The sequence below is a fragment of the Pseudomonas sp. URIL14HWK12:I6 genome (genome assembly GCF_000514195.1).
GTDB lineage: Bacteria > Pseudomonadota > Gammaproteobacteria > Pseudomonadales > Pseudomonadaceae > Aquipseudomonas > Aquipseudomonas putida_A.
In genome coordinates, this window is record NZ_AZVL01000006.1 from 75,083 (window position 1) to 94,770 (window position 19,688).

The following is a 19,688-nucleotide window of genomic DNA, read 5'->3' on the forward strand; positions in this document are numbered from 1 at the left end:
GATACAACCTCGTCTTGTTATTGGATATGACCACCGTGTGTCGAAGCCTCGACCGATAGGCCTCAGCTTCCCGACACCGCGCCTGCTTCGTGGGCAGACACGTCATGCAGGACCCTGCCTGCAAGATCAGCGGGGCGTGCAGTATAGAAAGCTTGTCACAGGGCTTTTCACTCTATAAGTGACAGCATTCAGCTAGAAGTCTCGGCAAAAAGCCGCTTTGCGGAGAGATATTACCTGATATGCGTAGGAATATTCACCACAAAAATCCCGGCGAGTATTGCACGATGATGGTGCACCGTCATGGCCCTGCTTTGGTGGTCTTGAAGATTAAACAGCTCTAAACCGGTACTCCTCAGTTCATATGGCCTATTGCGTTGAAAGCTTTCTGTGGTGAGGGGATTTATCCCCGATGGACTGCGCAGCAGGCCCAAGCTCTTAAAATGTGATCACCCTTGGTCAGGGCCGCTTCGCGCCCCATCGGGGATAAATCCCCTCGCCACACGTGACGTCAATATTCCCCGCCCCGCCTGAAAAACGAAAATTCCTACGGCATTTACAGACCCGGCTCAAGTAATCCGCCACTAGCCTTCAGGCCTTGATGACTGAACGCAGGGAGCGAACATGCCAGTCAAACCAAATTCCTACCGTCTTCGTTTAGGACGACATTCCGAAACAGACCGAGCCTATTTCGTCACTTCAGTGGTGTATGACCGCCACCCCGTATTTTCCGACTGGCGCACAGGCCGTTTATTGGTTGCAGAGTTTCGCCACGCCCATGAACAAGGCTTAGTAGAGTCCATCGCCTGGGTGGTCATGCCTGATCACTTTCATTGGTTGATGCAGTTGAAAAGCGACAATCTTGGCAAAATCGTTGGCGCGGTAAAGGCGCGCTGCACCCAAGCCGTTAACAGGAAAACCGGTCGTCGCGGTCGATTGTGGCAAACCGGCTATCACGACCGCGCCATCCGTGATGGCGAAGACTTGAAACCGTTCGCCCGTTACATCATCGCCAATCCGCTACGGGCGGGATTGGTGGAGCGGATTGGCGACTACCCGCTTTGGGACGCCTGCTGGCTCTAGGCCCATTACTGAAACTAAATCATGTCAATTCATCTGTGGTCAGGAGATTTGAATGTGGTGAGGGGATTTATCTGTGGCGAGGGGATTTATCCCCGATGGACTGCGCAGCAGGCCCAGCTATTAAAATGCGTAGCCCCTTGTTCAAGGGCCGCTTCGCGCCCCATCGGGGATAAATCCCCTCGCCACAGATAACCTCCACAGCCAGCGACTTCAGTTTTGTTCAGATGGCTTCCCCGCACTTTTTTTTCCCCATCACCAACCACCGTCTAAGCTTCAGTCAAGTCCGATCAATCTGCGTGAATGGATCAATCGACTATGGGCGCTTTGTGGCAAACCGATTCGAGTAAAGCCGTGGTTCCGACTGAACGTGTGGATGAAGCGCCTGTCCCCCCCAAAAAACGCCGCAGCCGGCATGGCTGGAAGGCGTTCTGGTTATTGCTGCTGATTATCGCCATCGTGGTGGGTCTGGCCGCGAGCAAGGAGATGCGTACCTCGCGTTTCCAGTCCCGGGAGCTGAGCCAGTACGCCGCCTCGCTCAAATATCAGCTGGAGCCCGGCCCCAGCGAAGCGATCCGCTATCCGGGCAACGGGCCGTTCGATCTGCGTCTGGGCTACAGCTCTCTCGATGAATTCCTGCCACGCCTGCTCAAGCGCAATTACGTGATCACCGAGCAGACGCGATTTTCACCCGCGCTGTTGAGCTACACCGACAAGGGCCTGTTCGTGCCCTATTCGGAAAAGATCCAGGCCGGGCTGTCGATCACCGATTGCCGCGCTGCGCCGTTGTATCAGTACAAGTATCCGCAGCAGCTGTATTCGAGTTTTGCGGCGATTCCGCCGGTGGTGGTCAGCAGTCTGCTGTTCATCGAAAACCGCTTTCTGCTCGACCCCAAGCAACCGTTGGCCAACCCGGCGGTGGACTGGCCGCGCTTCGGCATGGCCGCGTGGTCGCAGGTGGCGAAACTGCTGCACCTGCCGGGGCAATCGGCGGGCGGCAGCACCCTGGCGACGCAACTGGAGAAGTACCGGCACTCGCCCGATGGCCTGACGGTGTCCGGCGCCGAGAAGATCCGTCAGATGATTTCCGCCAGCGTGCGTGCCTATCAGCCCGGCCCGGAAACCCTCGGCGCGCGGCAGAACATTATCCGCGACTACCTCAACAGCGTGCCGCTTTCCGCTGTGCCGGGGCACGGTGAAGTACACGGCATGGCCGAAGGTTTGCGGGTCTGGTACGGCAGCGATTTCAACCAGGCCAATGCACAGCTGAACAGCCCGGCCACCGATGCGAAAACCATGGCCGACAAAGGCCTGGCCCTGCGCGAAATGCTCTCGCTGATGATCGCCCAGCGCCGCCCTTCGCATTACCTGACCAAAGGCCGCGAAGAACTCGCCGACCTCACCGACAGCCACTTGCGCCTGCTCAAACAGGGCGGCGTGATCGACAGCGCGCTGGCCGATGCCGCGCTGGCGAGCAAGGTCACATACCGCGACTGGCAGACCCAGCCGACCCTTCAGCCGATCGAAACCAACAAGGGCATCAGCGTCGCCCGCAGCCGTCTGGCGAGTATGCTCAACCGTCCGCTGTACGACCTTGATCGCCTCGACCTCTCAGCCACCAGCACCTTGCAGGGCGAGTTGCAGACCCAGGCCACCGATTACCTGAAAAAACTCGCCGACCCCACGTTTGCCGGGCAGGCCGGCCTGATTGGCGAACGCCTGCTCACCCCCACCAGCACCACCCAGGTGCGCTACAGCTTCACCCTGTTCGAACTGACCCCGGACGGCTCGCGGGTGCGCGTGCAGACCGACAGCACCGACCAGCCGTTCGACATCAACGAGGGCAGCAAGCTGGAGCTCGGCTCAACGGCGAAGATGCGCGTGCTGACGACCTACCTGCAGATCATCTCCGAACTGCACGACAAGTACGGCGCCATGAGCGTGCCGGAACTGAAGAAAGTCGAAGTGCCGGATCAGGACCGCCTCAGCCAGTGGGTGATCGATTACCTGATCCAGAACAAGGATCACGATCTGTCGAAAATGCTCGGCGCCGCGCTCGACCGCAAATATTCGGCCAGCCCCGGCGAGGCGTTTTTCACCGGTGGCGGCCTGCATGTGTTCCACAACTTTCGCAAGGAAGACAACGGCCGCCTGCCGACCCTGCGCGATGCGCTGCGCGAGTCGATCAACCTGCCATTCATTCGCCTGATGCGCGACGTGGTGCGCTACGTCACCTACTCCGGCCCCAACAGCAGCGCCGAACTGCTCAAAGACGACCGCGATCCGCGACGTCAGGAATACCTGGCCAATTTCGCTGACCGCGAAGGCACCTCGTTCCTGCTCAAGTTCTGGAAGAAGTACAAGAACAAGGACACCCAGGCGCGCCTCGACACCTTCCTCGACAGCATGCGCCCGACCCCGATCCGCATGGCCGCGGTGCATCGTTATCTGCTGCCCAATGCCAGTCAGGAAGACTTCAACAGCTTCGTGCGCGCCCACCTCAAAGGCGCCAAGCTCACCGAGAAACTCACCGACGATCGCCTGATCCGGTTGTACGACGCCTACGGCCCGGGCACCTACGATCTGCCGGATCAGGGCTTCATCGCCAAGGTCCACCCGCTGGACCTGTGGTTGATGGGCTATCTGCTGCACAACCCGGACGCCACCTTCAGCCAGGTGGTCAAGGCCAGCCAGTTCGAGCGTCAGGAAGTCTATAGCTGGCTGTTCAAGAGCAAGCACAAGGGCGCCCGCGACAGCCGCATCCGCACCATGCTCGAGATCGAAGCGTTCCTGGAGATTCACCAGCGCTGGCAGAAAGTCGGCTATCCGTTCGACCATCTGGTGCCGTCGCTGGCCACCGCCATCGGCAGCTCCGGCGACCGCCCTGCCGCACTGGCGGAGCTGATCGGCACCATCCTCAACGACGGCGTGCGCATGCCGACCCTACGCATCGACAGCCTGCACTTTGCTGCAGACACCCCGTATGAAACGCGTCTGACCAACGACCCGCATGTGGGCAAACGGGTGATGCCATCGGAGGTCGCCACAGCGATGCGCGAAGCGTTGTCGCAAGTGGTGGACTCGGGTACGGCGAAACGGGTGTCCGGCAGTTTCAAAACCGCCGACGGCACCCCGCTGGTGATGGGCGGCAAGACCGGCACCGGCGACAACCGCATCGAAGCCATCGGCTCCGGCGGGCGGATCCTCAGTTCGAAGTCGATCAATCGTACCGCGACCTTCGTGTTCTATATCGGCAACAACCACTTCGGCACGCTCACCGCGTTCGTCCCTGGGCGCTCGGCGGAGAACTTCAAGTTCACCTCGGCGCTGCCGGTGCAAGTGCTCAAGGGCATGGCGCCGATCCTTTCGCCGTACCTGCAACCGGGCACACACACGATGTGCCAGGCGCCGGAGGTCACCGCCGCCCGCTAAGCCACGAAAGCAGCGTGGCGTGGTGGTAACTGTGTATTTTTCACTCCGTGTTTTTCGAAGCCTCCGCGCGTAACCCCGGCGCTTTCAACCGGGTATTTGCGCTTTTTTCACCCACTGTCCTTGCCTAGGCTGATCGTTCCATTTTTGATCAAGGACGATCCAGCAATGCCCACCCTTTCCCCGCAGGGGCAACCGCCACGCACGGCGCACTTCGTCTCACCGGATGTCAGTGTTCATTATCAGACGATCGAAAAAGCCATCCCGGCCTGGCTGCGCGCAAGCTCAGCAAAGCGGGTCAATGAATTGCAGCTGCACCGACTGAAACTGCCGGCCTGGTATCAAGAGGTATCGGACGCCGAACATCGGCGTCTGCAACAGCAGATGCAAAATGCCTGGAAAGCACAAAACGACGTGGACAAGGCCTTGAGCAGTCTGCAAGACGTCTACGCCTTCGCCAGGCCGTTATTACAGCAGGCGCTGCAACAGCGCTTCGGTGTCGAAGACGACGTCGAGAACACCTGGCTGCGCCTGTACGCCCCCGTCAACAGCGCGTGGTGGGCCCATGACTTTGCCGGTGCAACCACCAGCCGGACCGTCTCGCTGTTAGACGCTGCATTGCATAATTTCTCCCGCGATGAAGCGTTCAGCCCGGCCTCGGAGTTCATTACCCGCCCCGATGCCAACGGCCACTTCACGGTCAGGCCGCTCAAGCACAAAGTGAGTATCGAGCAGTTCAAGTCACTGTGCCGCGAGCTGAATATCGGCGCCCGATACGAGCAGCATCTCAATGATTTTCTGCGCTCGGGCAACCGTGTGGCCCGCCAGGTTTTGCAGTACCGGGTCATCTTCAGTCAAAAAAGTACATTGAGCGTCTGTGCCCAGTTGGCTCTGGCAAAAAAGGACATTGACCGCGACGCCTACGAGGTCATTCAGGGCATGCTCGATGACCGGCGCAACCTGCGCTGGCGCGGGCGTGCCATCAACTACTACAACCTCGCCATGATGGATACGGCGCTGACCGGTATCACCCTCATCGCCCCTGACGTGGACACCGCCAATGCCCCGGTTCCGGTGATTGCCTATGTGCCCCATGACCCGGAACACCCGCTCAAACAATACCCCTCGGCGCTGGACTTCATGGCGGAACTGACGCGGCAACTGCGCGACCGCGACTCCGCCGGCAGCTATCAGCGGTTTTTCAGCCAGTTCGTCAACCATCAGCAGCGCGGGCATTTTTTTGCAGGGTTGAACGCCCGCCTGAGCACCGTGAAATGGCACGCCGTACCGCCGGGAACCAACCTGCCCAGTTGGCGCGAAACACCTGTGGATCATCCCGACCTGCGCTTTCGCCTGACGAAAATCCAGGACGACCGCGATACCCGTTACACCGGCAGTCTCTGGGCTTACTTCCATCAGCAGAAGCTCAACAAGATTTTCAATGACGCCCGGGAGATCGCCATTTCCACCGAGTATGCCGACCGCATGGCCCGTTGGGCCTGGTGGGACAACCTAGGGAAAATCCTCTCGGATATTTTCAACGTGGCGCTGCTGGTGGTGACCCCGCTGGTGCCGGGGCTCGGCGAATTGATGCTGGCCTACACCACGTATCAACTGCTCGACGGCGTCTTTGAAGGCATCGTCGACATGGCCGAAGGGCATTTGGCCGAAGCGGGTGAGCAAGCCATTGGCGTGCTGCAAAGCATCGTCCAGCTCGGCGCCTTCGCCGCTGGCGCCAGCCTGGGACGTGTCGCACGGGTCAAGCTGTCGTCGTTTGTCGAAGGCCTGAAACCGGTGCAGTTGGCCGATGGCCAGACCCGCCTGTGGAATCCGGATCTGGCGCCCTATCGCCTGCCGGAACAGACCCTGCCGAGCCCGGCCCGCCCCGATGCGCACGGCGTTCATACGCTGGGGGACAAACACCTGTTGCGCCTGGATCAACACCTGTTCGAGGTGACCAAGGATCCGGCTTCCGGGAAACACCGCCTGCGCCATCCGCGACGTCCCCGGGCCTACGCACCGACGCTTGCGCACAACGCCGACGGGGCCTGGGTCTGTGAAACGGAAAACCCGCGTCTGTGGAACGGACCAAAACTGATGCGACGCATCGGCCATCGCACCGATGGTTTCAGCGACGCGCAACTGGAGCACATGCGCCTGCTGACCGGCACCGACGAGGACATGCTGCGCCGCATGCACGTCGACAACACCCCGCCGCCGCCATTGCTCAGCGATACGCTGGATCGACTCGGCCCGGCGCGTCCGGTGCAGCCCGACGCGCCACTGTCGCCGGCGGCCAGCCAGGTGCTGGTGGATTGTCCACAGTTGACGCCGGTTCTCGCCGAACGGGTGGTGTCTCATGCCCGGCCGCTGGAACAGCAGCAAGCCACGGCGCAACGTCGTTTGCCCTTGCGTTTGCGCACGACCGCCCGCGAGGTGCAGTTTGAATTGCAGTCCGTGCGCGCCGCCCAGGGTCTGCAGCAGGAAGCCCTGAGCAATATCGACAGCGAACGGCTGATCCTCGGCGCGCTGCGGCATTACAGCGATACCTTCGGGGCGCTGCGGATTGAAATCCGTGAAGGCACGTTCGATGGCGAGTTGCGTTGCGAAGCCGGTGCCGCGGTCGCCGAGCGCGTCCGGGTGCTGGTGCGGGTCGCTGCCGATCGCTATCAAGTGCGCGATGGCGCGGACCTGCCGATCCACCCTGCCAGTGGCCTGTACGAGGCAATCCTGCAGGCGATCAATCACGATGGCCGCAGTGCCCTGGGGTATCGAACCGACGACATCGAACCGTTCAAGCAGTGGATCATCGCCAGAACCCAGGCCCCCAGCGAGCGGCGCACGCTACTCGCCAGTCCGCCGATCCGCCCGATCGCTGAATACAACACCCTGTTTCTGGTGCGCGGCCCGGGCCTGAGCCGCAATGCCGCCACGCTGGAGCAACGCATCCAGGATCTGCATCCGCATTTCAGCCCGAGCGAGGTCGAAGCGTTTGCCAATGCCCTGACCGAACGCGGCGAGCCGCTCAAGGCCATCGAGGCACATGAAGATGAACTCGATGAACTGCGGGTCATCGTCCATCGCTGGCGCTATCAGCAACCGCAGACCTGGGGGCCGGGCAGTCAGGGGTTCCGTGACGGTGGCGGGCTGCATATCTACGAAAGTCTGCTGGACTGCTTCGAACGCAAGAACGCGCACCTGGGCAACCGCGCCGATCCGTCCGCCTATGCGCTGGATCTGTCGCGGGAACTGCTCTCCACGAATCTGGAAACCTGGTGGGCGAAACGTCCGCCGCTGAAGAAGTTTCTCGACAAGGTCACGCTGCTCAATCTCGACAACGCGCGTTTTTCCCCCGACGCCAACGGCCTGCTCAAAGACTTTCCGAACGTGGTCGAGCTGAGCGCCAAATACTGCGAGCTGACGCGCTTGCCGGACCGCATCGGAACCACGATGCGCCGCCTCGAACGTCTGCGCCTGAACAACAACCACATTGTGCTGGACCGCGCCGCCGTCGAACGGCTGGGCAGCCTGACCTACCTCGAAGTGCTGAGAATGGACGACAACCCGCTGGGGCTGTCGCCTGATCTGTCACGCATGCCGCGCCTCAAAGTGGTGGCGCTGAAGAACACCGGCCTGACCACCTGGCCGGACGGCATTCTGGCCAAGCCACGGCCACGCGGTCTGCTGCTCGATCTGCGCGGCAACCCGCTGACGGTAATCCCCGACGTGCCGAGCGGTTCCGATGGGCAATGGCTGGTGGCGCGCACGCGTCTGGACGTCGCGGCCCTGTCTGATCTCAACCAGTTGCGCTACCAGGACAGTCGCCGTTCGATGGCACTGCCACCGGAGCCGATCATGCCGGTCGCCATCCCGGGCACCTCGATCATCTCCAACTATGGCGCCGACTACTGGTCCGACGTGCCGGGCTGGGGCATTGATCGCGAAACACCGTGGACAGAGCTGGTGGAAGATCCCATGGCCGCACCGTTCATGGCGACGTTGCTCAGCGTGCGTGAGTTTGCCGATTTCCGTGCTGGCGGAACGGCGCGCGAGCAGTTGATGCAACGCGTCTGGCGCATGCTCGACGCCGTGCACGTCGACAGTCGCTTGCGCGAAAAACTGTTCACCATGGTGGTGGCGCCGGTGGACTGCGCCGATGCCGGTACGCAGCTGTTCAACCACATGGGGGTGAACGTACTGGCCTACGAGGCGCATGCCTATTCGGTCGAGCCGAAGGAACTGGAACTGAAGCTGGTGACGCTGGCCAAAGGCGCGGCGCGCCTGGAGCAGGTCAACGAAATCGCCCGGGCCGATGTCGCCAGCCGTGGTGGCAATCCCGACGACGTGGAGGTTTATCTGGCCTACCAGACCGGCCTGGCCAAACGTCTCGGCTTGCCCTGGCAGTCCGAGGGCATGCTGTACCGGGCGGTGTCCGGCGTCACTGACGCGATGATCGATCAGGCCTGCGACACGGTACTGGCGCTGGGTGAAGGCGATGGCCTGGTCAACAAGATGCTTGAGCTCGACTTCTGGAAAGAGTACCTGAGCGAGCGCTATCCCGTGCGCCTGGAAAGCAACAAGCGTCTGTTCCAGCACCGCTACGGAGCCCTTGAATCGCTGCGCGAGATCCAGCGCCGGTGGGTGCAATCGACCGTGGCCGAGGAACGCGCAGCCTTGCGCGAACAGCTCAAGACGTTGATGAACGATCTGCCGGCGCCGGCAACCGTGGTGTTCAATGAAGAACCGATCAGCGACGCGCTGTTCGAGCGGCTGCTGGTCGATCTGGCGGATGACGAAAAAGAGCTCGCGCGTCGCCTGACCCGTGAAGCCCTGACCCGCGCCGGGCTTTGATGACGGCGCGCCGGTCTGCCCGTTGCACATCGGGCAGGCCGGGCAACCTCAGGGCGCCGCCGCATTAAAGATCAGGTGCACGTTGCCATAGTAATTCCCCGGCTTGTAGCCGCCGGCGGGCGTGATCGGCTGGATCTCCAGCGCATAACGCCCGCCGGCCCTGGCCTGCTCCGCAGAAACCACCTGACGCGGCGTCTCGTGAGTCAGCACGGTATCGGCGAAGCTGACGCGCAGATAAATGTTCTGCTCCTCGCGACCATTGGACAGAAACGCTACGTTCTCCAGGCGGGCCTCGATGGCACTGGTGTCGTGCCTGAGGTCGAAGTGTTTGCGCACTCCGCCGAGGCTCTTGGTGCTGATATTCCACGGCAGAATCTGCGCACGATGAATCCAGTCCGTTTCGGCCGGTATCACATAAAAACCCAGCGTCGGAATATCCACCGACACCTCGAACCGGTGCTCTTCGCGTGCCGCAAACGATTCTGCACTGAACAGGGTCAGAACGCCCGCGCACAGGATCACCAACGATGGCTTGATCATTTCAGGCCCCCCCTGAGGATTGGCCGGCTACGCGCAGGGACTTCTTGCTCTCGCCTTCCACCAGATTGAAGCGGTATTCACGTCCGGCCTGCTTGTCGAACTCGAAACTGTTGCCTGCGCGGATGTGGTGTTTGGTGGTTGGCTGGCAGGCGGTTTCGTCTTTCAGCGCACAATTGCGAAACTCGTCGATCAGCACCACGGTGTTGCCGTTATTGCGCACTCGATACGTCGCCGGGGTCTCTTCGATCACGCTGTCGAAACGGCTGTCTTTCGGGCGCACAAAGAACACCGTACCGAAACCGGTCATGACGTTGACCCCGGCCGACAAGGTGGTTTTGTATTGCTCACGCTCCTCGGCGGACACGGCGAATTCGTCTTCCTTTTCCGGGACAACGGGGATGAACCGCACGCGAAAATAGCGCTCCCGGTCACGCTCGCCCATCATCAACAGACGCGTGCCCTGCATGCCGTTGGCCGGCACGATCAGTCGCGCGGGGCTGGCCATCAGGCCGTCACGACTGCTCATGTCGGCCTGGCTCCTGACCTCGATTTCCCGCGAGGTGCCGTCGGCGTCGTAGAGGATTTCGAGGATGTTGACCTTGACGAATGCAGTGCTGTCGCCGCTGTTGAACACCCGCTTGAGGTACGTGCTCTTGTCGCCGTCGAGATAGTCGTAGACCGTCCCGACATTGATTTGCGGGCCGGCCTGCAGGGCAAAGGGCAGCCCGCTCAAAACCATTGCTAACACCAGACGCTTCATCACCTTGATTCCTTGGTCGTTGAACACAATGCCGACTCGACTCATCGATACGCAGCCCATCAGATATCCGAGTCCCAGATCACAATGACGATGCCGGAATACGAGCCTCCCGCACCGGGTTGCAGCATCCCGGCCATCGAATATGGCGGAACTTCGAAGTGCAGGGTTCCCGGCGTTCGATCCACGTAGAAACCCGGTTTGAAATACTGCTCATTCCCTGGTCCTGGCCTCAGTCGCAAGCGCCTCACAGGCTGGCCGGCAAGGTCAGTTATCCCGTTGGGCAGGCTGACGCTGACGAACAGCTCCACTCGACGGTTAGCTTCACGGTCCTCCAACGCGCATTCACCATTCAATCCTGGGCCGCAGCCTATCGACATCTTGAAACGCGATGACGCCGAGATGTTGAAGGTCTGGTCGCGGAACAGCCCGACCGGCCGCCGTCCGGCCTGCAGCCAGCTCTGCCAGCCACCGACGGGGACCATGCGGATCTTTTCACCACCGGGAGGAATTTCAACCTTGAGGGTGTGCTGCACATTCAGATTGAAATTCAAGGTCAGAGACGAACTCGACGGCAACATCACATCGCCAAAATCGAAATCCGCATTCGGCCCGACGCGGTAGGTCAGCGAACCGCTGTAGTCACCCGACGACATGCCCAGCGGGTCGGGGGTGACCAGTTCATAGGCAAAATCGAGGTGCTCAAGACGCAACCACGGCACATCAAACTTCGCCTGTTTGGTGCAGGCAGCGGCCGCTGGCGTTTTCCAGAAAAACGAGTATGAATCGGGGGAGTACCAACCCACACCGCTGTACTGACAGGGTTCGGGTGCATAGACCCAACTCAAGCCCCACAACAGGTTGTGGGCGCTGCGATCGTCTTCGGCGCCCTCCACCAGTTTCATCACATTCTCGGTCACATAGCGCGAACCGATACCGACGATCCGCACCTTGACGATTTTTGGCTCGCGGGTGGTCTCGTGATAGACCGTCAGTTCACGCCACTGCACGGGTACCTGAAACGTTGCCCCTTGCCGCGGCGAAGGGTGATTCGCCGCAATCGGCGCACGAGCGTTGAACTGAATCGGCACCTGCAAGCTGAATATTTCGTGCTGCTCGCACTGCGCCGGATCGTAGGTGCAGTAACCACTGGAAGGCGTGGTGTTCTGGAACTTGTTGCGGTGCGGATAAGACGAGTCCGGCTTGAACTCGGCGGTGATCGACACCTGTTCGGCGTGAGCCGCAGATACCGTGCCGGCAACCAGCACAACAGCGGCCAGCCCGCGACGCAGGTATGTAGCCAAGGGTGAGACGTTCATGTCTGCAAATCTCCTGAAGCAGGCCGCATCAACCCGCGGTGTGGGCCTTTTGGGTGACGTCGGCCAACGTGTCCGGCGAGCAGCGCAAATCGCCGATCATCAGCACGTTGTTTTCGCTACGGTGTTGGTCGGGGTCGAGCCGGAACTGGCACAGCAGTTGATCGGCGTAGCGCACTTCGAGGGTCGGTGAGCCGGCGTGCATTTCCATCGAGAAAAACCCGTCGACTTCGCTGACCCCGCGGCTGGCGTGATTGATCACGTGATGGCCTTTGAGCGGCTGGCCCTGGGGGTCGAGCAGGCGTCCGAGTACGGTGACGGTTTTCATCACCCGCACCTTGCGGTACTCCACGCCGCCCTTGTTCAGGTGATAGCGGGCGCGAGACGGTTCGATGTTGGCGGCCGGAACGTGATTGCCTTCGAAATCAAAGCCCACCGAGCTGTTGCGGTACGCCGTGAGCGGGATGAAATTGCGCCCCGGCCGTAGCGCTGAACTGCCGCCGCTGAGGTCGTCGGCGCGCAGGGTGATGTCGGCGATATCCGACTCGACATCGACGATCATTCCGGCGCCACGGCCCTGATGCTGGCTGGTCATGACCAGTTGCTGACCGCCGACGATCACACTGCTGTCGAGGTTCACGCCACCGGTGAAGTTGCCGTTGTAGGACGAGCGCTGCACGAAGCCGTCGCCATTGACCCAGTCGGTACGGAAGTTGGCCAGGCTCGAAAGACCGACGCCGTAGGTGTCGGTTAGCGCCGTGACCGAAACGCTTTGCAGAATGTGATTCTGCAGATCTTTGCGATAGCCGATCGAGCCATTGTTGTCGCGCCCGCCATCGCGGGCGGTGCGGCTGCCGATGCTGCCGGAAATCTGCTGCCCCGGCCCGCCCAGCGCCATGTTGATGCTCAGGTCGATCCCGCGATTACGCGCCTCGCCACTGCTGTAGCTGCCCGGCCGGTCGAACAGCGACAGCCGCCAGTTGGCATCGCTGCCAAACAGCTCGGTGCGCTGCGTCCAGCCCAGGTCCATGCCCACGCCTTCGACGTTGCCTGTGCTGTGCGAGACCCGCGCACTCAGCGAATCCTTGCGGCTGATACGGTGGTTGAGCGCCAGCGACGAGTTACTGGTTTCGCCGGTGAACACATTGCGCTGCCGCACCCGGGTGCCGTCGGGCAGCGTGTCGTAACTGTTGCGGGTGTCGAGCCAACTGCGGTTGTGGCTGACCACCAGGCTGCCGGCGCCGTAGTTGTACAGGCCTTGCACATCGGCGCCGGTGCCGTGGTCTTCGGTCTGATAGAGATTGGCGAAGAGGCTGATGCTGTCGGCCAGGCTCCAGTCGATCGAAGTGCCGTACTGCAAGGTGTCGCGTACCTGACGTGCCGACAGGCCGAGGATCACCCGCGGGTGCAGCAGGTAGTTGAGGGCGGCGCCGGCGGTGAGATCACCGCTTTGCTGTTCCTCCCAATTGCTCAGCAGTTTGCTTTCCTGCCCGGCGAACACGTTATAGCGCCAGCGCTGGTCGAGGTTTTGCCAGTTCACCGGTTTGTAGACCAGCTCCTGTGTGGTCGCGGTGGTCTGGCCATCCTCGATCAGGCGCACTTCGACTTCGTAGATGCCACCGGGCAAGGGCCGGGTATCCAGCGTCTGTAAACCGGCCGGCACGGCTTGCGTGTTGATCAGCAGGCCATCGCGATAGATCTCCACCGACGCCTGGCGATTGGCCGTGACGAAAATCGGGTAGACGCTGGGCCGCGGGCTGTCGACCGCCAGGCTGTCGGAGCTGCCATACATCATGCCCACCGCCGTGTCCGGGCTGGTGCCGAACGACCGGGGTTGGCGGGTCAGGCCTTCGGAATTGGGGGTGAAATAGCCCAGGCGGAAAAAACTGCCCTGCAGTTCGCGCTGGGTGTAGAGCTCGTGTACCGCATGATAGGTCTTGGTGTCCGGCCCGCCGAGGCGCGCCAGTTGCATATTGAAGGCCTGGCTCCAGTTGCCGAGACTGGCACTGGCTTCCAGACCGAAACGTCCGCCCAGATCCTGATTCTGGCCGCCATTGAGGTTCAACTGATTACGCAGCATCAGACCGCTGCTGCCACCCTCGGGCTGCTCGTGGAAGCGTTGCGTCTGCAGATCGCGCTCGGCGTTTTCGGTGGCGATCGAGAGCAGTGAATTTTCCAGGTTGTAATGCACCGCCAGCAGTTGCTCGGGGCATTGCCCGCTGCAGTTGCCAAGCGCTACGCCGGATTTGAGGAGACTGGCCCAGGTTTCACGCTCGGCGGCACTGATACGACTGTCACTGGTGTCGGTGAAGTCGAGCAAGGTAATGCGATCATCGCGCGACAATATAATCATTGCCTCGCCCAGCGGTTGTTGATCAAGTTCGACACGAACCGCCAAAGGCACATCAAAGAAATGCTCTTCAAAGTCTGCCGGAAGACCTTTCGCCTGAGCCAGCAAACTTCGCGGGGTATTATCGACTGGAGGCGGCGCCGCCAGTACGCTGCTGCTCAAAAGCAACGCAAGCGCAGCCGCGATGGGCGTCATCAGATACATGGATTAATACTCTGATTACCGGAAGTAAAAGCCCGGCCGGGCAACTTCAAAGTTGCCGGCCGGTTACGTTACTGGACAAGTAACGTCAGGTATTGCCGTTATGAATCAAACCGAAGGTTCGACGACCAGCATGACCACACCGGTGTAGTCGCCAGCGGCCGGTTTGGCACCGGTAGCGCTGATCTTGAAGGGCGCGCGATAACGCGTATTGGACTCGGTATCACCCACTACTTCCTGCGAGGTGGTGGTCAGCGTCTTGCCGTTGAGTTCGACTTTCAGATCGATGGTGTTGCTGCCGCCAATCAGCTTCGGCACCCCTTCCAGACGTGCATGAACCTTGCCGGCCGTGTGCAGCACGTCGAAGTGCCCGTTGACTTCGCGCATCGAATTGGTGGCCGGGTTGTAGCTCATGTCCTGATCCTTGTTGACCAGATCGGCATCCACCGGCACCGCATAGAAGTCGTCAGCCGGCACGTGCGCCACGAGACTGATGGAGTGCTTGGCTTCAGTGGCGGCAAACGCCATCGAGGCGCTCATGGCCAGGACAGTCAGAGGGGCGGCAAAGGCGAGTTTCTTGAGCATCATTGAATACCTGTCTTATATAAATTAGTTGAGTCGTCGAGCAGTCAAGGCGAACTGAACAGTCACGAGCAGTCAGTGCTCACCGTTAACTTTCAACGCCAAAGAATGTTCAACCAATTTATCTTCAAAGTAAGCAGGCAACGTCCTGCGACCTTGTAGCCTGGACGCCATTAGATGAGAAAGAAAAAACCGCGAAATTCAGGAAAGTTCCTGTCCAACTGTAAGAAACAGGCTACAGCGCGCCAGCCGAATGACTGCATGCGCCACAACTTGTTAGCAACTTCCGTAAGACATGTACCACACTTTCCCGGAAACAAAGGGCGAAACGGAATATTAGAGAATCTGCACTAATTTGCGCCTTTGCCGGGGGATTTAATACTGCGTTTTCTTGATCATTTTCCGGTTTTTTCGACCGCAGATTCGATCGGTCAGGTGAGCGCCGTTGGTCAGGAACCCTTGTCAGCGCGTAAAGATATATCTTAAGTTGTATCTAAACACGACGAGAGAGCAGGAAAATGAGAGACCATCATTCCCCCCATCATCACCGCGAACACGGCGACGGCCGTGACGGCTTCGAAAAACGCCCCGGCCGCGAACGCGGTGGACGCGGCCCACGGGTCTTCGCCCCCGGTGATCTGAAATTGTTGCTGCTGGCGCTGATCGCCGAGCAGCCGTGCCACGGCTATGACCTGATCCGCCAGATCGAAGGCATGTTCGACGGCGCCTATAGCCCAAGCCCCGGCGTGATCTACCCGACCCTGACCTTCCTTGAAGAAAGCGACTTGATCAGCGGCGACGCCGAGGCCGGCAAAAAACGCTACAGCGTGACCGACGCCGGTCGTTTGTCCCTAAGCGAACAAGCGGTAGCGCTGGACGGCGTGCGCATGCGCATCGACGTCAGCAAACGCTCGTTGCGCGGCCATGACCGGCCGCCGGAAATCCACGAGGCGGTGCACAACCTGCGCCACGCCTTGCAATTGCACCACGGACGCTGGAGCGCGGAAGAAATCCAGCGGGTTGCCGCTCTGCTCAACGACACCGCCAAAGCCATCGTCGACGGCCCTGCCGTTCAATCTGCCCCGGAGAAAGCCGAATGACTGCAGTCGATACCCAAACCATTCACCGCGTGATGCACGAAATCAAACGCCGCAAACTTGAAGTCCTGCGCGTGGTCGACCTGACCCCGCGCATGCGCCGCATCACCCTCGGCGGGCCGGAACTGGCGGGGTTCATCAGCCTGGGCACCGACGATCACGTCAAGCTGCTGTTTCCGCAGAATCCCGAACAGGCTGCGGCGCTGGAAACCATGGTGCTCGGCGCCGGCAAGGACAACGGCCCACTGCCCGAAATGCGCGACTACACCCCGCGCCGCTACGACCTGGAAAAACTCGAGCTGGACATCGACTTCGTCCTGCACGGCGACGGCCCTGCCTCGACCTGGGCTGAACAGGCCAGACCTGGGCAATTCCTGCACATCGGCGGGCCACGCGGTTCGATGATCGTGCCGGACATCTTCGACAGCTATCTGCTGATCGGCGACGAAACCGCCCTACCCGCCATCGCCCGCCGCCTCGAATGTCTGGCGGCCAATCGCAAGGCGCTGGTGGTGATCGAAGTGGAGAACGGTGCCGAGCAACAAGTGCTGGAAAGTAAGGCGCAGGTCAATGTGATCTGGGTCCTGCGCGACGGGGGCAAGGACAACCTGCTGACCACGGTCAAAGAGCTGCAGGTGCCCAAGGGCAATCTGTATGCGTGGGTAGCGACCGAGACCAAGGTCTCGCGGCAGATCCGTCGGGTGCTGCTGGATGAGCATGGACTCAATGAGCAGTTCGTCAAAGCCGTCGGCTACTGGCGCGCCGAAGGTTCCGCAGAAGAGTGATTTACCCTTGTGGGAGCGGGCTTGCTCGCGAATGCGGTCGATCATTCAACCATGATGTTGACTGACCTGACGCCTTCGCGAGCAAGCCCGCTCCCACATTGACCTTTTAACTTCGTCCTGACTGCCAGCGGTCGATCCCGATCACCAGCAAACCAATCAGCACAAACCCCACCAATATCCCCCCGGCATTGATGAACACCTGTGTATAACCGAGCATTGCCACATCAATGAACGGATACGCGTAGGCGCCAAGCAGATGCCCGCGCAGCAAGGCGTAAACGAAGTACACGAGCGGATAGATCAGCCACAGCGGCAGGTGCCAAAGGCGCAACGTGCCTTTGGGTACGCAAAACCACCAATAGCCGAGAAACAGCAGCGGCATCACGTCGTGCAGCAGTTCGTCAGCGACAAACTGCCAGCCCTGCGGGTGCCACAAATGCCGCAGCAAAATGCTGTAGGCCAGCCCCACCACAGCAATGCTAACTGCCACCCCGCTACTGACCCACGGTTGCAGAAACCAGCGCTGCGCAGCGGATTCACGCCGGGTGACCGCGCAGGTCAGCACCGTTGCCACCAGCGTGTTGGTCAACACCGTGAAGTAACTGAAGAAACTCACCAGCCCGCCCAGCAGGCTGGCGTCGACACTCAGCCGCGCAAGGAAAATCAGGTACAGCTGGATACTCAGCCCGGCCCAACCGAGCGTGGCGATGAGCGTGATCAGGCGTCGCCGCGCAACGGCGTCCATCTCAGACCGGTCGCTTGGTGCGCATCAGTTTCACGTACAAGCGCTCGACCTTCTCCCGCGCCCACGGCGTTTTGCGCAGGAAGGTCAGGCTCGACTTGATGCTCGGATCGCTCTTGAAGCAGCGGATATCGATGCGCTCGGCCAACCCCGACCACTCGTAATGCGCCACCAGCGCATTGAGGATCTGTTCGAGGGTTACGCCATGCAGCGGATCGGGAGTGTGGTCGTTCATGCCAGGCCTTTGGACGGAGGGAAAATGCACAAGCCGCGCACCTTAGCCGAGGGGCCGGTCAGGTGGAAGGCCTTGCATCAAATGTAGGCCAACCCGAGAAGATCGCAGCCTGCAGCCATCGCCACAATGCGCCCGTTTGCCGCACTGTTACCGAATCAGAAATGCTGCATGTCTGCAAAAGCCCTTTGTCTTTTTGTTACAGATCATTATCCTGCCGCCCTTCAGCTGAATCGCTTCACTGCCTGCGTCAAATTGAAGCGCTCGGTTTACCCCCGTAAAACACCAAAAAAAGACTGACCCATGCCTGATTTTTCCTTCTCCAGAGACAGCGCTATCTCAGCCCTGCGCCTGCTCGGCGGCTGCACCGCGCTCGGCTTCGCCACCTACGCCCAGGCAGCCCCCGCCTTCGATAGCGACTCACCGTGGATGCTCGGTGACTGGAACGGCACGCGTACCGAACTCGCGGAAAAAGGCTACGACTTCAAACTCGATTACACCGGCGAAATGGGCAGCAACCTGCACGGCGGCTACGACCACGATCGCACCGCGCGTTACAGCGACCAGTTCGGTCTGGGCACGCACCTGGACCTGCAAAAAATCCTTGGCTGGGACGACGCCGAGTTTCAGCTGACCATCACCAAGCGCAGCGGCAACAACATCAGCAACGACCGGATCAACGATCCACGCGTGGGCGGCTTCACCTCGGCCCAGGAAGTCTGGGGCCGTGGCCAGACCACGCGCCTGACGCAAATGTGGTACCAGCAGAAATTCTTCGACCAGAAGCTCGACATCAAGGTCGGCCGCTTCGGTGAAGGCGAAGACTTCAACAGCTTCCCGTGCGACTTCCAGAACCTGGCGTTCTGCGGCTCGCAGGTCGGCAACTGGGTCGGCGGCATCTGGTACAACTGGCCGGTCAGCCAATGGGCGCTGCGGGTCAAATATCACCTGACCCCAGAGTTGTACGCACAGGTCGGCGCCTACGAGCAGAACCCGTCAAACCTCGATCGCGGCAACGGCTTCAAACTCAGCGGCAGCGGTACCCAGGGCGCCGTGCTGCCAGTGGAGCTGGTGTGGACGCCGAAGCTCAATGGCCTGCCGGGCGAATACCGTGCCGGTTACTACTACAGCAGCGCCAAGGCCTCTGACGTCTATAAAGACCAGAACGGCCAGCCTGCCGCGCTGAGCGGTGAAGCCTACCGCAGCGCGTCGAGCAAACACGGCGTGTGGTTCGGTGCCCAGCAGCAAGTCACCAGCATCGCCAGCGACCACTCGCGCGGCTTGAGCGTGTTCGCCAACGCGACGATGCACGACAAGAAAACCAACGCGATCGACAACTACGTACAGGCCGGCGTCGTCTACAAAGGCCCGTTCGATGCCCGCGCCAAAGACGACATCGGTTTCGCCCTGGCCCGCGTGCACGTCAACCCGGCCTTTCGCAAAAACGCCGAAGCGAGCAATCAGGCGCAGGCGGTTTACGACTACGACGACCCGTCCTTCCTGCCACCGCAGGACACCGAATACAGCGCCGAACTGTATTACGGCGTGCACGTCGCCAACTGGCTGACCGTGCGCCCGAACCTGCAATACATCCGCCATCCGGGCGGTGTGGACCAGGTCGATGACGCACTGATCGCGGGGATCAAGATCCAGTCGTCGTTCTAAAGCACACCGAAATACTCAATGTGGGAGCGAGCCTGCTCGCGAAGGCGGCGTGTCAGTCGATGCA

The 19,688-nt window shown here is 60.7% G+C and carries 13 protein-coding genes and 1 pseudogene; 6 read left to right on the plus strand and 8 right to left on the minus strand.

Annotated features, from left to right (window positions below; all coding sequences use genetic code 11):
* Nucleotides 1-621 precede the first annotated feature (621 nt).
* The 3 genes from H043_RS0112130 to H043_RS0112140 all read left to right on the plus strand — a co-directional run bounded on the left by H043_RS0112130 (nt 622) and on the right by H043_RS0112140 (nt 9,357).
* A complete protein-coding gene (locus tag H043_RS0112130; RefSeq protein WP_027612098.1) occupies nt 622-1,080 on the plus strand; it encodes a transposase in 459 nt (152 codons plus the stop codon).
* Between the two features lie 315 nt (nt 1,081-1,395).
* Nucleotides 1,396-4,509, plus strand: coding sequence for a transglycosylase domain-containing protein (locus H043_RS0112135; protein WP_027612099.1), 3,114 nt, complete (start codon nt 1,396-1,398; stop codon nt 4,507-4,509).
* A gap of 165 nt (nt 4,510-4,674) precedes the next feature.
* Nucleotides 4,675-9,357: a DUF6543 domain-containing protein gene (locus H043_RS0112140; RefSeq protein ID WP_027612100.1), complete on the plus strand. Its 4,683-nt coding sequence runs from the start codon at nt 4,675-4,677 to the stop codon at nt 9,355-9,357.
* Nucleotides 9,358-9,405: 48 nt separating this feature from the next.
* Here H043_RS0112140 and H043_RS0112145 read toward each other — a convergent pair whose 3' ends face one another.
* The 5 genes from H043_RS0112145 to H043_RS0112165 form a co-directional block, all read right to left on the minus strand.
* Nucleotides 9,406-9,897 carry a CS1 type fimbrial major subunit gene (locus H043_RS0112145; RefSeq protein WP_027612101.1) on the minus strand — a complete coding sequence of 164 codons (492 nt, stop codon included), beginning with the start codon at nt 9,895-9,897 and terminating at the stop codon, nt 9,406-9,408.
* Nucleotide 9,898: 1 nt separating this feature from the next.
* The gene (locus H043_RS0112150) at nt 9,899-10,657 is read right to left on the minus strand and encodes a pilus assembly protein (protein WP_027612102.1); all 759 of its coding nucleotides are present in this window, start codon (nt 10,655-10,657) and stop codon (nt 9,899-9,901) included.
* A gap of 59 nt (nt 10,658-10,716) precedes the next feature.
* Nucleotides 10,717-11,973 (minus strand): hypothetical protein, encoded by a 1,257-nt coding sequence (locus H043_RS0112155; RefSeq protein WP_049827874.1) that lies wholly within the window; start codon nt 11,971-11,973, stop codon nt 10,717-10,719.
* 28 nt (nt 11,974-12,001) lie between these two features.
* Nucleotides 12,002-14,524, minus strand: coding sequence for a CS1-pili formation C-terminal domain-containing protein (locus tag H043_RS0112160; protein WP_027612104.1), 2,523 nt, complete (start codon nt 14,522-14,524; stop codon nt 12,002-12,004).
* 105 nt (nt 14,525-14,629) lie between these two features.
* Nucleotides 14,630-15,106: a CS1 type fimbrial major subunit gene (locus H043_RS0112165; RefSeq protein WP_027612105.1), complete on the minus strand. Its 477-nt coding sequence runs from the start codon at nt 15,104-15,106 to the stop codon at nt 14,630-14,632.
* A gap of 515 nt (nt 15,107-15,621) precedes the next feature.
* Between H043_RS0112165 and H043_RS0112170 the strand changes: the two genes are divergently transcribed.
* Both H043_RS0112170 and H043_RS0112175 read left to right on the plus strand, forming a co-directional pair.
* On the plus strand, nt 15,622-16,203 hold the full coding sequence (locus H043_RS0112170; RefSeq protein WP_027612106.1) for a PadR family transcriptional regulator: 582 nt from the start codon (nt 15,622-15,624) through the stop codon (nt 16,201-16,203).
* On the plus strand, nt 16,200-16,985 hold the full coding sequence (locus tag H043_RS0112175) for a siderophore-interacting protein (protein ID WP_027612107.1): 786 nt from the start codon (nt 16,200-16,202) through the stop codon (nt 16,983-16,985). The genes H043_RS0112170 and H043_RS0112175 overlap by 4 nt, the downstream gene beginning before the upstream one ends.
* A gap of 7 nt (nt 16,986-16,992) precedes the next feature.
* Here H043_RS0112175 and H043_RS30690 read toward each other — a convergent pair.
* From H043_RS30690 to H043_RS0112185, 3 genes and pseudogenes are all read right to left on the minus strand, one after another.
* A pseudogene (locus H043_RS30690) lies at nt 16,993-17,082 on the minus strand (metal ABC transporter ATP-binding protein); the annotation flags it as partial.
* A 9-nt stretch (nt 17,083-17,091) separates the two neighbouring features.
* The gene (locus H043_RS0112180) at nt 17,092-17,730 is read right to left on the minus strand and encodes a Pr6Pr family membrane protein (RefSeq protein WP_027612108.1); all 639 of its coding nucleotides are present in this window, start codon (nt 17,728-17,730) and stop codon (nt 17,092-17,094) included.
* A 1-nt stretch (nt 17,731) separates the two neighbouring features.
* The gene (locus H043_RS0112185; RefSeq protein ID WP_027612109.1) at nt 17,732-17,962 is read right to left on the minus strand and encodes a VF530 family DNA-binding protein; all 231 of its coding nucleotides are present in this window, start codon (nt 17,960-17,962) and stop codon (nt 17,732-17,734) included.
* Between the two features lie 300 nt (nt 17,963-18,262).
* Here H043_RS0112185 and H043_RS0112190 point away from each other — a divergent pair, with 300 nt between their 5' ends.
* Nucleotides 18,263-19,624, plus strand: coding sequence for a carbohydrate porin (locus tag H043_RS0112190; protein ID WP_027612110.1), 1,362 nt, complete (start codon nt 18,263-18,265; stop codon nt 19,622-19,624).
* Nucleotides 19,625-19,688 lie beyond the last annotated feature (64 nt).

What these genes read in the sequence shown, in the direction of transcription:
- H043_RS0112130 (WP_027612098.1), top strand. Translation starts at nt 622, where the DNA reads ATGCCAGTCAAACCAAATTCCTACCGTCTTCGTTTAGGACGACATTCC.
- H043_RS0112135 (WP_027612099.1), top strand. Translation starts at nt 1,396, where the DNA reads ATGGGCGCTTTGTGGCAAACCGATTCGAGTAAAGCCGTGGTTCCGACT.
- H043_RS0112140 (WP_027612100.1), top strand. Translation starts at nt 4,675, where the DNA reads ATGCCCACCCTTTCCCCGCAGGGGCAACCGCCACGCACGGCGCACTTC.
- H043_RS0112145 (WP_027612101.1), bottom strand. Translation starts at nt 9,897, where the DNA reads ATGATCAAGCCATCGTTGGTGATCCTGTGCGCGGGCGTTCTGACCCTG.
- H043_RS0112150 (WP_027612102.1), bottom strand. Translation starts at nt 10,657, where the DNA reads ATGAAGCGTCTGGTGTTAGCAATGGTTTTGAGCGGGCTGCCCTTTGCC.
- H043_RS0112155 (WP_049827874.1), bottom strand. Translation starts at nt 11,973, where the DNA reads ATGAACGTCTCACCCTTGGCTACATACCTGCGTCGCGGGCTGGCCGCT.
- H043_RS0112160 (WP_027612104.1), bottom strand. Translation starts at nt 14,524, where the DNA reads ATGTATCTGATGACGCCCATCGCGGCTGCGCTTGCGTTGCTTTTGAGC.
- H043_RS0112165 (WP_027612105.1), bottom strand. Translation starts at nt 15,106, where the DNA reads ATGCTCAAGAAACTCGCCTTTGCCGCCCCTCTGACTGTCCTGGCCATG.
- H043_RS0112170 (WP_027612106.1), top strand. Translation starts at nt 15,622, where the DNA reads ATGAGAGACCATCATTCCCCCCATCATCACCGCGAACACGGCGACGGC.
- H043_RS0112175 (WP_027612107.1), top strand. Translation starts at nt 16,200, where the DNA reads ATGACTGCAGTCGATACCCAAACCATTCACCGCGTGATGCACGAAATC.
- H043_RS0112180 (WP_027612108.1), bottom strand. Translation starts at nt 17,730, where the DNA reads ATGGACGCCGTTGCGCGGCGACGCCTGATCACGCTCATCGCCACGCTC.
- H043_RS0112185 (WP_027612109.1), bottom strand. Translation starts at nt 17,962, where the DNA reads ATGAACGACCACACTCCCGATCCGCTGCATGGCGTAACCCTCGAACAG.
- H043_RS0112190 (WP_027612110.1), top strand. Translation starts at nt 18,263, where the DNA reads ATGCCTGATTTTTCCTTCTCCAGAGACAGCGCTATCTCAGCCCTGCGC.